The following is a 12,783-nucleotide window of genomic DNA, read 5'->3' on the forward strand; positions in this document are numbered from 1 at the left end:
CGCGGGCGGCGTCACACCCTGGTTCAGCCGGAGGGCTTGCGGATCGCCGTACCCGAGTAGAGCTGGTCGATCGTGTCCCACCAGCGGCGGAGGCCGTCGCGGCCCACCGGGTCCGCGCCGAGCACGTCAGCGATGCGATCCCGCAACAAGATGATCGACAGCTCGTGGGCCAGGAGTACGACCGAGAGCTGCGCGCGGTCTGTGTCCTCGGCGACCGCACCCGTCTCGGTCATCCGGTGCACCAGCGAGTCGGTGAACTCCTGCACCCGGCGGTACGCCTCAACCGAGCGTGCGGTGTCACCGATGAGCAGGTGTGCGAGGTAGCGGGTGGTGGCCGGTGCCCGCAGCGCGTCGGCCGAGGCGAGGAAGCGGTTGGGTCGACTGGCTCCGTCGGTGTCGGCGAGCGCCTCCAACGCGTTGCCCAACAGGCCCAGCACGTGGGTGTCCACCGCGGCGATCAGGCCGTCACGGGACCCGTAGTGTTTGATGATCAGCGACTGGGAGACTTGCGCCAGCTCCGCCACCTGCTTGAGTGAGGCCGCCGCCGGCCACTGCTCGCCGAACAGTTCCAGGGCGGCGTCCCGAATGATCGCCTTCGCGGTGCGATCCTCGGGTACATACATGTTCACCACGGTAACAACCCGGATGCTGTGCACACCGGTTGACCTCCCGACGCCCCGGTGCCGCCCGGCCCCCGGCTCGGTACCGGCGCGAGGCGGCGAGGCGTGGCGGGACGGATTGTGGGTACAGGGCGGAGGCAGCGGGAGCACCAGCGACGGTGAAAGGTGGTGCCAGCGTAGTGAAGTTCCTGGCGATAGCGACCTACACCACCCAGGGTGTCAGCGGACTGGGCAAGGAGGGCGGGACGCGACGGGCCGAGGTGGTCCGGGCACTCATCGAGAACTCCGGCGGACAGGTGGAGTCGCTGTACTTCTCGTTCGGTGAGCACGACGTGTACGTCTTGTGTGATCTGCGGGATAACGTGGTCGCGGCCGCGCTCAGCATCGCCGTCCGCGCGGCCGGCGGTGGGGAGACAATCATGGTGCCACTGTTGACTCCGGAAGAGCTGGACGAGGCAGTGAAGCTCCCGGTCACCTACCAGGCGCCCGGCCGACCGGAGTGAGGCCCGGCAGCACATCCTGCCTCACCCGGCTTCGCTGGCGAAGGTGGTGGTGGCAGCTACCTGATTGACCAGCGCGGGAACCGCCCTGACCTCAGGTACGGCGTGCGCGCGGGTGGGTCACGTCCTTGCTGAGACAGGTGGTTCCGTCTGAGCTGGTGAGCGATTCCGAGTGGTACCCCTCGCTGTGATAAAGGTCGAGGTTCCGCAGGCTTTTGGCTCCGGTCGCCAGGAGGATGCGATCGCAGTCGGGGGCGGCGCCGGCCTCGGCGGTGCGCAGCAGCCACCGGCCCAGCCCCTGGCCGCGTAGGTCGGGCACGACGGCGAGCCGACCTACGTGCCAGTCGGTATCGAGGCGGCGGGCGCGCACCATCCCCAGGAGGCGGCCGTCACGCCACAGACCCGTGGTGTGCCACGCCGCGAGCCATTCGCGCACCTGTGCCGGCGACTCGTGTAAGGCGGGTATGTCCGTGGTCTCATTGGCGAGGGCCTCCTCCACCCAGCAGCACCGCTGCAGTACCGTCACCTCAGGTTCGTCGTCGCCGCTTAGCCGTCTGACGTAGGACCCTGGCAGCGGTCCGGGTCGGCTGTCGACCCGCGCGTGTTCACGCAGTGGCCGCAGGGCGTTCGCGACCCGGACCAGTTCGTCCAGTAGGTCGAGGCCGGCCCGGTCGCGAGCCGCATCGGGTGGTAGTTGTCCATCCGTCGTGGCGTCAGTGAGACGGATCGCGACCGTGGCACCCAACGGAACCAGACGCAGCGTGGTCACCACCTGCTTGGCGTGCTGAACCGATCGGGTGCCCGCCGACGTGTTGCCGTAGCTGACAAAACCGATCGGCTTCCACGCCCATTCGCGGCGGAGATAGTCCAGCGCGTTTTTCAGGGTCGCCGGCATCCCGTGGTTGTACTCCGGGGTGATCGCGATGAACCCATCCGCCGGGTCAACGATCGAGCTCCAGCGCCGTGTGTGCTCATGCTGGTAGCTGCCCGACGACGGGTGTTCCTCCTCGTCAAGAAACGGCAGGTTCACATCGCCGAGGGCCACCGGCATCAGTTCGACGCCGAGCTCCGCGGCGCGTGGGGAGATCGCTTCGGCCAGCCACCGGCCCACCTGGGGACCGAGAGCGCCGGGGCGGGTGCTGCAGATCAGCAGAAGAACGCGAACCGGTCTAGTTGACATGGAAACGAAGTGTAGATGCTAGCTTGATTACATGTCAACTAAACCGTCGACCGGAACCGTACGCTGGTTGAACCCGGACCAGGAACGCGCCTGGCGGGCGTTCCTGCGCATCACGGTCGCCGTCCAGGCCGGCACGGCGCGCGACCTGGCCGCGATCGGGCTCTCCGAACCTGACTACGAAGTACTGAGCACCCTGTCGGAACGACCCGGCCACACCAGCACCCTGGGGGAGCAGGCCGACAAGATGGGCTGGTCACGCAGCCGGCTATCCCGGCACGCCACCCGAATGGCGGCGCGTGGTCTCCTGAAACGCACACCCGACCCGAACGACGGCCGGGGCTGCTTCCTGGTGCTCACCGCACAGGGCCTGACGGCGCTTGAAGACGCCGCACCGGCCCACGTCGAGTCGGTACGACGCCACTTCATCGACCGGCTTACCCCCGCAGACCTCATCGCCATCGAACAGATCGCCCGCAGGTTGGAAGAGCCCCAAGCCAGCGAAGATCGGCCCGGCGACGTGACAATCGGTCGGTGACCCACCCAGGCGTCCATGCGATCTCGGTTTGACCGCATAGCCCGAACTCCGATTAGGTGAGGCTGTGCTAACCACGGACTCCGGGCCGACGCCGCGCGCTCCGGCAGACCCCGACGATCGGCGGGCGTTGGGATGGTCGCCGTGGCGGACGGTGGTCGGCTTCGGGGTGGTGAGCCTGGCCGCCGACATGGTGTATGAGGGCGCCCGGTCGGTGTACGGGCCGCTACTGGCATCGTTGGGCGCCTCCGCGCTGATCGTCGGCTTGATCACTGGTGCTGGTGAGGCGGCCGCGCTGGCGCTGCGGCTGGTGTCGGGGCCGCTGGCCGACCGGACCCGCCGCTACTGGACGTTGACGACCGTTGGGTATGCGCTGACGGCGGTGTGCGTGCCGCTGCTGGCGGTGACCCCGCGGTTGGGTGCCGCGGGGTTGGTGGCGGCCGCGGTGTTGATCGTGGTTGAACGCCTGGGTAAGGCCGTGCGGTCACCGGCGAAGTCGGTGCTGCTGGCGGACGCCGCCGGCGCGGTGGGGATGGGCCGTGGAATGGGCGTCCACAAGGCCCTGGACCAGGTCGGGGCGTTCGCCGGCCCGCTGCTGCTGGCAGCACTCACCACCGCCGCCGGTGGACTCCTGTGGCCGGGGCTGGCCGGGCTGGCGGTGCCGGGGGCGCTGGCGATGGTCCTGCTCGTACTCCTGCGCCGCCGCGCCGGCATCGCGCACCCGCGTGACGTTGCCGTCGGCGACCGGGACGAGCGCGATGACCCGGCCGGGCGGGCCTCGCTGCCGGCGTCCTTCGGATGGTTCGCGGTGGCCTGCGCCCTGTGCACCGCGGGGCTGGTGACCTTCGGGTTGATCGGTTTCCACCTGGCACAGACCGGTCTGGTACCGACGGCGGGGGTGCCGCTGCTGTACGCGGCGGCGATGGCGTCGGCGGCGGTGGCCGCGCTCGCCACCGGTGCGGCCTACGACCGCATCGGCGCCCGGGTTCTGCTGGTCCTGCCCGTTCTGGTAGCCGTGGTGCCCCCGTTGGCGTTCACCTCCGGCCTGGCGGTGGCCGCCGGCGGGGTCCTGGTGTGGGGCGTCGCGCTGGGGGTGCAGGATTCCACCGTGAAGGCCTTCGTGGCCGACCTTGTGCCCCGGGCGCGCCGGGCCACCGCGTACGGCGTCTTCGCCGCCGTCCAGGCCGCCGGTGCGCTCGTCGGCGGTGTCGCCGCCGGCGCCCTGTACGACTCTTCTCGGGGCGGGCTTCTCGCCGCGGTCGCCGCCGCGCAGGCCACCGCGATGCTCATCCTGGTCCGCGTGTTGACCCGTACCCGCCGTCGCTGAGGCTGCGGCCCGACCCGGCTACCAGGCGAGGATCCGGTTGGCGCATGTTCCTACCGCTTTCCGAGTGATAAGTGGTCAATAATGGCCCCTGTCCTATTGACGGGCACTTGTCTGCTCGGAGGTGTGCACAATGCCGGGAATTCGTCCGCGGGATCTTCAAGGGGCTGGCGCGCGTGGGGCGGCCCGTGCGCTGGCCGGGGGATTCTGCCTCGCGCTGGCGGTGACGGTCACCCAGGCAGCCGGGGTGCTGCCGGCGGGTGCCCAGCGCACACCAACCGCGGCCGTCGCGGCGGACACCATCCTGGCCTGGGGTGACAACTCCTTCGGCCAGTTCGGCAACGGGACCACCACCAGCAGCCGCACCCCGGTCGCGGTGCGGCTACCCGCCGGCACCACCGTCACCGCCATCGCCGGCAGTGACACCCACAGCCTGGCCCTGACCTCCGCCGGCACCGTGCTCGCCTGGGGCGGTAACACCTTCGGCCAGTTGGGGGACGGCACGACCACCAGCAGCAGTACCCCGGTCGCGGTGCGGCTACCCGCCGGCACCACCGTCACCGCCATCGCCGCCGGTGCCAACCACAGCCTGGCGATCACCTCCACCGGCGCGGTGTTCGCCTGGGGCGAAAACCGCGCCGGCCAGCTGGGAGACGGGACCACCACCAGCAGCAGCACCCCGGTCGCGGTGCGGCTACCCGCCGGCACCACCGTCACCGCCATCGCCGGCGGCCTCGGCCACAGCCTGGCCGTCACCTCCACCGGCACCACTCTCGCCTGGGGCGGCAACGCCCGCGGCCAGCTGGGGGACGGGACCACCACCGGCAGCAGCACCCCGATCACCGTGAAGCTGCCCCCGGCCACCGCTGTCGCCGCCGGAGACTTCCACAGTCTGGCCCTGACCGCCACCGACACCGTCCATGCCTGGGGTGCGAACTCCTTCGGTCAGCTCGGCGATGGGAGCACCAGCGACAGCAGCACCCCCGGTCGCCGTCCGAGTGCCCGCCGGCGTCACCGCCACCACCGTTGTCTCCGGCGCCGACCACAGCCTGGCGTTAACCGCTGCTGGCGGCGCCCTCTCCTGGGGTGACAATGGGCAGGGCCAGCTCGGCGACGGGACCACCACCGGCAGCAGCACCCCGGTCGCCGTCCGAGTGCCCGCCGGCGCCACGCTCACCGCTGTCGCCATCCACCGCGACCATGCCGTGGCGCTGACCGCCACCGCCACCGCCCTCGCCTGGAGCAGAAACAACGAAGGCCAGCTGGGCAACGGGACCATCACCGACAGCAGCGAGCCGGTCGCGGTCAGCCTGCCCGCCGGCACCCCGATCACCGCCGTCGCCGCCGGCGACGACCACAGCCTGGCCCTGGTTGCCGCGCCGGCGAGCTCCACCACAACGCTGCGCATCTCGCCGGTGGACCCGACCACCGATCAGGACGTCACCCTCACCGCCACCGTCACCTGCGACATCGCTGCGCCCACCGGCAGCATCACCTTCCGCGCCAACAACACCGACCTCGCCACCGTGCCCCTGGACGCCACCAACACCGCCACCCACACCACCCGGCTCCCCGCCGGCGCCCACACCATCACCGCCAACTACACCAGCACCACCACCTGCCCCCACAGTCAGTCCGCGGCCACCACCATCACCGTCGCCGACCCCACCGATCCCGACCTACCCATCACCGGGGCCAGCCTGCCCCGCCTACTCGGCGCCGCCGCCCTGCTCATCCTCGCCGGCGCCGCCCTCCTGCACCGCACCCGCCGACCCTGATCACCCAGCCGCGATGACCGCGCCGCAACCGGGCCCGCGAAAGGAGGGTTAACCCCCGGCTCGGCCGGTGGCCTGCAGGATGGTGCCGCGCCGCGCGTTCGAGGACGCTCAGAGGCGCATCCGGCATCGGGCCGGGTGCGCGCCGGCGGACGGAGCGACGCATGAGTATCACCACCGCACCTCACCGCGGGCAGACCGAGTGGCACCGGCCGCTGCTCACGAACGCGGTCTTCATGTTCACCGTTGCCCTGGTGTCCATCGGGGGCCTGCTGCTTGACGATCGGCAGCTCGTCGGCGAGCCGGTCTGGCTGAAACCGTTGAAGTTCGGGTTTGCCATGGGCGTGCACGCCCTCGTGTTGGCGTGGCTGCTCGGCAAGCTCCACCGGGGCCGACGCATCGGCTGGTGGCTCGGTACGATCTTCGCCTTCGCCGGGGTGCTGGATGTCGGTGCCGTCGCCTACGCCGCCGCCAACGGCACCTTCAGCCACTTCAACGACAACACCGACCCGGTAGCCCGCACCGTCCAGGCGTTGTTCTCCGTCGGCATCATGCCGCTGCTGCTGACCACCTTCTTCGTGGCGATCCTGCTGCTGGTCCAGCGCGTCGGTGACCGCGCGCTGACCCGGGCGCTGCGCGCCGGGCTCGGCCTGGCGGTCGCCAGCATGGTCGTGGCCCTGTGGCTGAGTAGCTCGGGGCAGACGCCGCGGGTGGTGGCCGACGCCAACGGCCAGCAGGTGTCCCTGATCGGCGCGCACGGCATCGGCGACCCCGACGGCAACGGAATGCCGGTCACCCGGTGGAGCACGACCGGTGGGGACCTGCGAGTTCCGCACTTCGTGGGCATGCACGCCATCCAGGGGCTGCTGCTGCTCACCGTGGCCCTGGGTGCCGCCGCGGCCCGCCGGCCCTGGCTGCGCGACGAGCGGACCCGCGCCGACCTCGTCGGCGCCGCCGCCATCGGCGGTACCGGGGTGTTCGCGGTGCTCAGCTGGCAGGCCAGCCGGGGCCAGTCAGTCCTGCACCCCGACCTGGCGAGCCTGACCGCGTTCGCCGCGGTCGCCGCGCTCACCCTCGCGGCGGTGACCGCAGCGCTCCGGCGGGCGCGCCTCCGACCGTTACCCCTCCCATCCTGAGTACCTTTCGCACATGCTCTCCTCTGAGGTGCCGGTGCGGCGCCGCTGGACCCCAACGCCGGCGCTGCCGGCCGGCGCGGCTGACTTCACCGAGGCGTGGCTGGCCAACCGCCGGCTCAGCGAACACACCCGAGCCGCCTACCGGCGGGATGTCGCCGGCTGGCTCGGCTGGTGCGCCGACGCCGACACCGACCCGCTGCGGGCAACCTTCCTGCACGTCAACGCGTACGCCCGGCGGCTGGAATCGACGCCGAGCACCCGCAGCGGCAAGCCACTGACGCCCGCCACGGTCGCCCGTAAACTCTCCGCCCTGTCCAGCTGGTACGACTTTCTGGTCAAGCTGCGGGCCGTCGAGACCAATCCGGTGCCCGGAGCGGATCGCCCCCATGTGGACCGCGACCACTCGGCGACCATCGGGCTCACGCCGGAGGAGGTCAACGCGCTACTCACCGTCGCCGACAGTGCCACCGGCCCGACCGCGGCCCGCAACCGGGCCGCCGTGGCGCTGCTGGTCGACCTCGGGCTGCGGGTCGGCGAACTGGTGTCGTTGGACGTCGGGGACCTGGGCACCGAACGCGGCCACCACAGTGTCCGCTTCACCGGTAAGGGTGGCCGGGCCCGGCGGCGGGCCCTCACCCCGAGCGCCTCGGCGGCGGTGCACGACTACCTGGCGTCGCGCGCCAGCGCCGCGGCGGTGCCGGTGCACCGGTTGACCGGTGCGCTGCTGGTGACCTCGACCGGAGCCCGCCTGGACCGGCACTCCGTGTTCCGGCTGGTCCGCCGGCTGGCCCGGGAAGCCGGCATCCCGGGGTGGGCGCGGCTGTCACCGCACTCACTGCGGCACGCCTTCGCCACGACGGCCCGCGCCGAGGGCGTGCCGTTGGAGGACGTGCAGGACGCGATGGGGCACGCCGACCCGCGCACCACCCGCCGCTACGACCGCGACCGACACAACCTCGACCGGGACCCGGCGTACGCGATCTGGGCGGCCCGGTCCCGCCGCCGCGGCTGACCCCGGCCCACCGGCAGCACCGGTCAGTCCAGCTGCGGCAGGATATGGTGGCTGAAGTACGCCAGATGATCAACGTCGAACTGGTGTGGCGTCTGCAGATAGAGCCGGCTGATGCCCGCCTCGGCCAACTCCCCGATCCGGTCGACCACCTGCGTCGGGGAACCGACCAGCCCGTGCTCCATCATCTGCGCGGTGAACAGCCCACCGACCGGTTCCGCGCGCCGGGCCACCTCGCCGGAGTCCCGACCACAGACGAGCAGGACAACAGCCGAGCGGCGAAGACTCGACGGCACCCGACCGGCCTTCTCGCAGGCCGCGTCCACCCGCGCGCCCTGCTCCGCGATCTCCGTCAGGGTCGGGAAGGCAAAGTTGAACTCGTCGGCGTAGCGGGCCGCCAGGCGCGGTGTCCTCGTCGGTCCGGTGCCGCCGATGATGATCGGAGGACGCCGCTGGACAGGTTTCGGTAGCCCCGGTGCGTCGGTCAACCGGTAGTACCGCCCGGGATGGGTGAACAGCTCGCCCGGCGGGGTGCCCCACAGGCCGGTGACGATGTCCAGTTGCTCCTCGAAGCGGTCGAACCGTTCGCCGAGGGCGGGGTAGGGGACACCATAGGCGCGGTGTTCCGGCTCGTGCCATCCGGTGCCGAACCCGAAGTCGACCCGCCCGTCGCTCATCTGGTCAACCTGGGCGACCGTGACCGCCAACAGTCCCGGCTGCCGGAACGTCGCCGAGGTCATCAACGACCCGAGTCGGATGCGTCGGGTCTCCCGGGCCAGCGCGCCCAAGGTCACCCAGGTGTCCGTGGGACCGGGCAGTCCCGCGGCACCTTCCATCGCCAGGAAGTGATCCGAGCGGAAGAAGCCGTCCAGCCCGAGCTGCTCCACGGCCCTGGCGGTGGCGGCGACCTCGTCGTAGCTCGCCCCCTGCTGCGGATTGGTGAACACATGGCACTGCATGTGTCGATCACATCACAATCCGTAGGAGTGCAGGAGTCGGCGGGTCCGTTCCGCGATCGGGAAGGGCTTGTCGGCGGGGCAGGGGTAGAGGTCCTGCTCGACGATGGCGAACATGTCGGTGTCGAGTCGTCGCGCGGCGGCCAGCACCGGTTCCAGCGCGGGACGCCCGTGCGGCGGCTCGCACCACACCCCCCGGGCCACCGCGGTGCCGAACGGCTCGTCCTCGGCGACAACGTCGGCCAGCACCGCGGGGTCGACCTGCTTGAGGTGCAGGTGGCCGACGCGCTCACCACAGGTGTCGAGCAGTTTCACGCTGTCTCCGCCGCAGTAGGCGTAGTGACCGACGTCCAGGCAGAGGGAGACCAGTTCCGGGTCCGTCGCGTCGAGGAAGCGGGTGACCGTCGGCTCGTTGTTGATGTGGGTGTAGGCGTGTGGGTGGAGCATGACGCGTAACCCGAAAGAGTCGCGGACCTGTCGGGCGAGCCGATTGGTCAACACGGTGAGGTCCCGCCACTGCGCCGCCGTGAGGTGCGGTTCCTCGGTGAACGCGCCGGTCCACGGGTCGCGCCAGTAGCCCGGCATGATCACGATGCAGGAACCGCCCACCGCCCGCACGAGCGCCGCGGTCATCGCCACCCGGGGCCAGCTCTCCTGCCAGCCGCTCTGGCCCCGGTGCAGGGACGTCGAAAGCGTCGCCGCGGCGACCCGCAGGCCACGGAGGGCGGTTTCGCCGGCGAGCCGGGCCGGGTCGGTCGGCAGATACCCGTACGGGCCGAGTTCGATCCACTCGAATCCGGCCCGGGCCACCTCGTCCAGGAAACGTGGCCAAGGAACCTGCCGTGGATCGTTCGCGTACCACACCCCCCAGGAATCCGGGGACGAACCAACCTGGATCCGGTGATCCAGACCGTCCGACGGACTCATCGCCGACCACCCTCCTTCGCGGCATCCGACCGCAGCTCGCCTGAGTCCCACTGGTGCTGGTCCTCGACGGCGCGCCGCAGCTCGTCGGCCGTGACATCCCCCAGGTAGGTCACCCGACCCACCCGAGTCGGTGTCGGGATGAGTTGCTGACCACCGCGGTGTCGGGCGGTGTCGGAGAGGGCGGCCACCAGCCGTTCCGTGTCGGCCATCGCGGGATGCCACACGTCCAGGCCGAACGAGCGGATCAGGCGCAGGATCCGATCCCGGACGAAACGCCCGATCAGCCCCCGCCGCCAGGCGATCATGCTGGTCCAGGCGATGTCCAACGCCACCGCGTGGCCGTGCGTCACGGTGGGCTCAAGCCCTGGCGAGATGTTGTGCCCGAGGTAGCTGGCCCGGGCCGTATCGCGCTCGAACGGGTTGCGCTTCAGCTCCCGCAGCATCCACGAGATCGACCGGCAGAGGATCTCCTCAGAAGGGCCGTCGCAGCTGCGGAAACGCTCCTCGGCGACCCGCGGTCCATCCTCCTCGAGGAGCCGGAACAGGGCGTGGTCTCCGGCGACAGCGATCTTGATGATCTCCGCGAAGCCGTCCCTGATCTGGTGCGGCGGCAACGTCTGGAAGAAACGAGCATCGGTCATCGACGCCCGCGCGGGATGGTACAGACCGGCCCGGTTCTTCCATCCCGCGCTCACGCCGCACTTCAGGGCGAACATCGAGTCGATGGCGGACACGAGCGTCGTGCCGATGAAGTCCCACGACACGCCCCGCCGGTATTCGCCCGCCACCAGACCGAACACGTCGTGCAGCACGCCGCCGCCGATAGCGATCGGCGGTTCGCCGAATCGGGCAACGCCGAAGGCGTTCATCTCATCGGAGATCCGGTTCGCGCTGTCGCGGGTTTTGGCGTCCTCGCCCCCCGGCAGCAGGCTGGGCGGGTTGTTCCACTCGAGTCGGTAGCGGTCCAGCAGCGAGGTGATCTCCTTCTGGTACAACCCCCACGCGCTCTCGTCGACCGCTACGAAGCGTCGCCGGGAGTGGCTCAGATCGCCGAAGAGCGCCGGTTCGCTGCGGGGCGTGAGCTCCATCAACCCGTCGTACAGTGCGGTCCGCCACTCGACGGGCCGGGAAACCTGCGCCTCCCATTTCCAGGATCGGGGCATGAACCCTGGTTCCCGCCGGGCCCGAAACCATGCCACGCCCCGCCCGGAGCTCGGCATACCGGGCCGGCCGGTCCCGCAGACCGTGACCGCCTCAGAAACTGACGATCTCCGTCAGCCGAACCGGTCGCCGCTCCCGCTGCGAGCGCCAGCACGCCTCCGCCACCCGAAGCGCCTCCACCGCCTCCCGCCCGTCACACGGGTTCTCCAGATCCCCACGGGCAACCTGAAGAAAGGTGTCGATCTCCGCCTCGAAAGCCGGCGCGAAACGCTCCAGGAAACTTTGTACGGGATCCGCCGACGGGAACGTTGTCTCCGGCTCAACAGAGGTCAGCGGGGTGTGCCGGTCGAGCCCGATGGCGATGGTGTCCGCATCCCCGCACACCTCCATCCGCACGTCGTAGCCGGCCCCGTTGCACCGGGCCGCGGTGGTGGCGGCGAGCGTCCCGTCGTCCATCGTCAGCAGCGCCATCGCGGTGTCGAGTTCCCCCAGCTCGGCGAAGATCTGCGGCCCGGCGTCCGAGCCACACGCGTACACCTCGGCGACCTCCCGGCCGGTGATCCACCGCAACAGGTCGAAGTCGTGGATCAGCGCGTCCCAGAAGATCCCACCCGAGGCCGACAGGTAGGTGGCCGGTGGGGGGTCGGGCTCCGCGCCAACAGAACGAACAGTGTGTAACCGACCGAGCCGTCCGGACCGCACCAGCGCCCGGCCGGCCTGAAAGCCCGCGTCGAACCGACGCATGAGGCCGATCTGCAAAGTCCCGCCCTCGGCCTGCACCTCCTGCACGGTCTGTATCGACTCGGCCAGGTCCGCCGCGACGGGCTTCTCGCAGAACACGGGCAGACCCGCCCGTGCCGCCCGCCGGATCAACTCGGCGTGTGCGGCGGTGTTGGCGGCGATGACAACCGCCTCCGTCGAGGAGGTGAACACCTCGTCAACCGTGGCCGCGCTGGCATCGAGGCGGTGCGCCACCTCCTGGGCGCGCTGCCGGTCCGAGTCGGCGACCACCAACGAGGTGACATCCGCGTGGCGGCGAAGATTGGCGGCGTGGATGGCGCCCATCCGGCCCACCCCGACAACGGCAATACGCATACCGTAATTATGGAAATACTTCCGCCGGGCGTCGCGGTATTCCGCACCATTGCCCGGAGGCAGGTCTCTACCGTCGAAGGGTGTGAACGCCGAGCCGCCGTGGATTCGGCCGTCGCAGCCGCGACGGCCGCTCCGGACCGGTCTGGTCGTCGCGGGCGCCATGGTCCTGCTCTGCTGTGTGGGCGTCGCCGGGCTGGCCGCGTGGAACCTACAGGCGGTGACCCGCGCCGCCGAGCCGGTACGGCGCACCGCTGACGGCTTCCTGCGACAGCTCACCACCGGGGACACCGCCGCCGCCTACGAACAGCTCTGCGCCGACTCCCGCAGCCGGTGGAGCAAGATCGGCTTCAGTAGCTGGGTACGAACCCCGCCGACCGTGCAGAACTACGAGATCATCGACGTCGCGGTAACCAGCCGCCGCGGCCGACCACAGGGCACCGTCACCGTACGGTTGACCCGCGACAGCGGCACCACCGAACAGCGGGACCTCTCCATCATCACCGAGGACGGCGGCTGGCGGGTCTGCGGCGACCCGTACTGATCCACCGAACCAGGGATGATCTACCGC

Annotated in this window: 12 protein-coding genes and 1 pseudogene; 7 read left to right on the plus strand and 6 right to left on the minus strand. The window is 70.6% G+C overall.

What is annotated here, in order from left to right; translation table 11 throughout:
- Nucleotides 1–23 precede the first annotated feature (23 nt).
- Nucleotides 24–623, minus strand: a complete 600-nt coding sequence (locus tag SALPAC3_RS0102440; protein WP_033660395.1) for a TetR/AcrR family transcriptional regulator — start codon at nt 621–623, stop codon at nt 24–26.
- Between the two features lie 176 nt (nt 624–799).
- Here SALPAC3_RS0102440 and SALPAC3_RS0102445 point away from each other — a divergent pair, with 176 nt between their 5' ends.
- Nucleotides 800–1,123, plus strand: coding sequence for a GYD domain-containing protein (locus SALPAC3_RS0102445; protein WP_018219682.1), 324 nt, complete (start codon nt 800–802; stop codon nt 1,121–1,123).
- 91 nt (nt 1,124–1,214) lie between these two features.
- Here SALPAC3_RS0102445 and SALPAC3_RS0102450 read toward each other — a convergent pair whose 3' ends face one another.
- On the minus strand, nt 1,215–2,267 hold the full coding sequence (locus SALPAC3_RS0102450; protein WP_026185163.1) for a GNAT family N-acetyltransferase: 1,053 nt from the start codon (nt 2,265–2,267) through the stop codon (nt 1,215–1,217).
- 64 nt (nt 2,268–2,331) lie between these two features.
- Here SALPAC3_RS0102450 and SALPAC3_RS0102455 point away from each other — a divergent pair, with 64 nt between their 5' ends.
- From SALPAC3_RS0102455 to SALPAC3_RS0102475, 5 genes and pseudogenes are all read left to right on the plus strand, one after another.
- A complete protein-coding gene (locus SALPAC3_RS0102455) occupies nt 2,332–2,835 on the plus strand; it encodes a MarR family winged helix-turn-helix transcriptional regulator (RefSeq protein WP_018219684.1) in 504 nt (167 codons plus the stop codon).
- A 151-nt stretch (nt 2,836–2,986) separates the two neighbouring features.
- Nucleotides 2,987–4,159, plus strand: a complete 1,173-nt coding sequence (locus SALPAC3_RS0102460) for an MFS transporter (RefSeq protein WP_018219685.1) — start codon at nt 2,987–2,989, stop codon at nt 4,157–4,159.
- 130 nt (nt 4,160–4,289) lie between these two features.
- Nucleotides 4,290–5,934: pseudogene (locus SALPAC3_RS25250) on the plus strand (RCC1 domain-containing protein).
- Nucleotides 5,935–6,095: 161 nt separating this feature from the next.
- Complete coding sequence (locus SALPAC3_RS0102470) at nt 6,096–7,067, plus strand: hypothetical protein (protein WP_018219686.1); 972 nt, start codon at nt 6,096–6,098, stop codon at nt 7,065–7,067.
- Nucleotides 7,068–7,080: 13 nt separating this feature from the next.
- The gene (locus SALPAC3_RS0102475) at nt 7,081–8,079 is read left to right on the plus strand and encodes a tyrosine-type recombinase/integrase (protein ID WP_018219687.1); all 999 of its coding nucleotides are present in this window, start codon (nt 7,081–7,083) and stop codon (nt 8,077–8,079) included.
- Between the two features lie 23 nt (nt 8,080–8,102).
- On the opposite strand, the gene SALPAC3_RS0102480 is transcribed toward SALPAC3_RS0102475, so the two are convergent.
- The 4 genes from SALPAC3_RS0102480 to SALPAC3_RS0102495 all read right to left on the minus strand — a co-directional run bounded on the left by SALPAC3_RS0102480 (nt 8,103) and on the right by SALPAC3_RS0102495 (nt 12,215).
- Complete coding sequence (locus SALPAC3_RS0102480; protein ID WP_026185165.1) at nt 8,103–9,035, minus strand: LLM class F420-dependent oxidoreductase; 933 nt, start codon at nt 9,033–9,035, stop codon at nt 8,103–8,105.
- A gap of 12 nt (nt 9,036–9,047) precedes the next feature.
- Nucleotides 9,048–9,959 carry a sugar phosphate isomerase/epimerase family protein gene (locus SALPAC3_RS0102485; protein WP_018219689.1) on the minus strand — a complete coding sequence of 304 codons (912 nt, stop codon included), beginning with the start codon at nt 9,957–9,959 and terminating at the stop codon, nt 9,048–9,050.
- A complete protein-coding gene (locus tag SALPAC3_RS0102490) occupies nt 9,956–11,122 on the minus strand; it encodes a 3-dehydroquinate synthase family protein (protein WP_018219690.1) in 1,167 nt (388 codons plus the stop codon). Before SALPAC3_RS0102490 ends, SALPAC3_RS0102485 begins: the two co-directional genes overlap by 4 nt.
- A gap of 91 nt (nt 11,123–11,213) precedes the next feature.
- A complete protein-coding gene (locus SALPAC3_RS0102495) occupies nt 11,214–12,215 on the minus strand; it encodes a Gfo/Idh/MocA family oxidoreductase (protein ID WP_026185166.1) in 1,002 nt (333 codons plus the stop codon).
- Between the two features lie 82 nt (nt 12,216–12,297).
- Here SALPAC3_RS0102495 and SALPAC3_RS0102500 point away from each other — a divergent pair, with 82 nt between their 5' ends.
- Nucleotides 12,298–12,756, plus strand: coding sequence for an Rv0361 family membrane protein (locus tag SALPAC3_RS0102500; RefSeq protein WP_018219692.1), 459 nt, complete (start codon nt 12,298–12,300; stop codon nt 12,754–12,756).
- Nucleotides 12,757–12,783 lie beyond the last annotated feature (27 nt).

It is taken from the genome of Salinispora pacifica DSM 45544, from assembly GCF_000378845.1.
Lineage (GTDB): Bacteria > Actinomycetota > Actinomycetes > Mycobacteriales > Micromonosporaceae > Micromonospora > Micromonospora pacifica.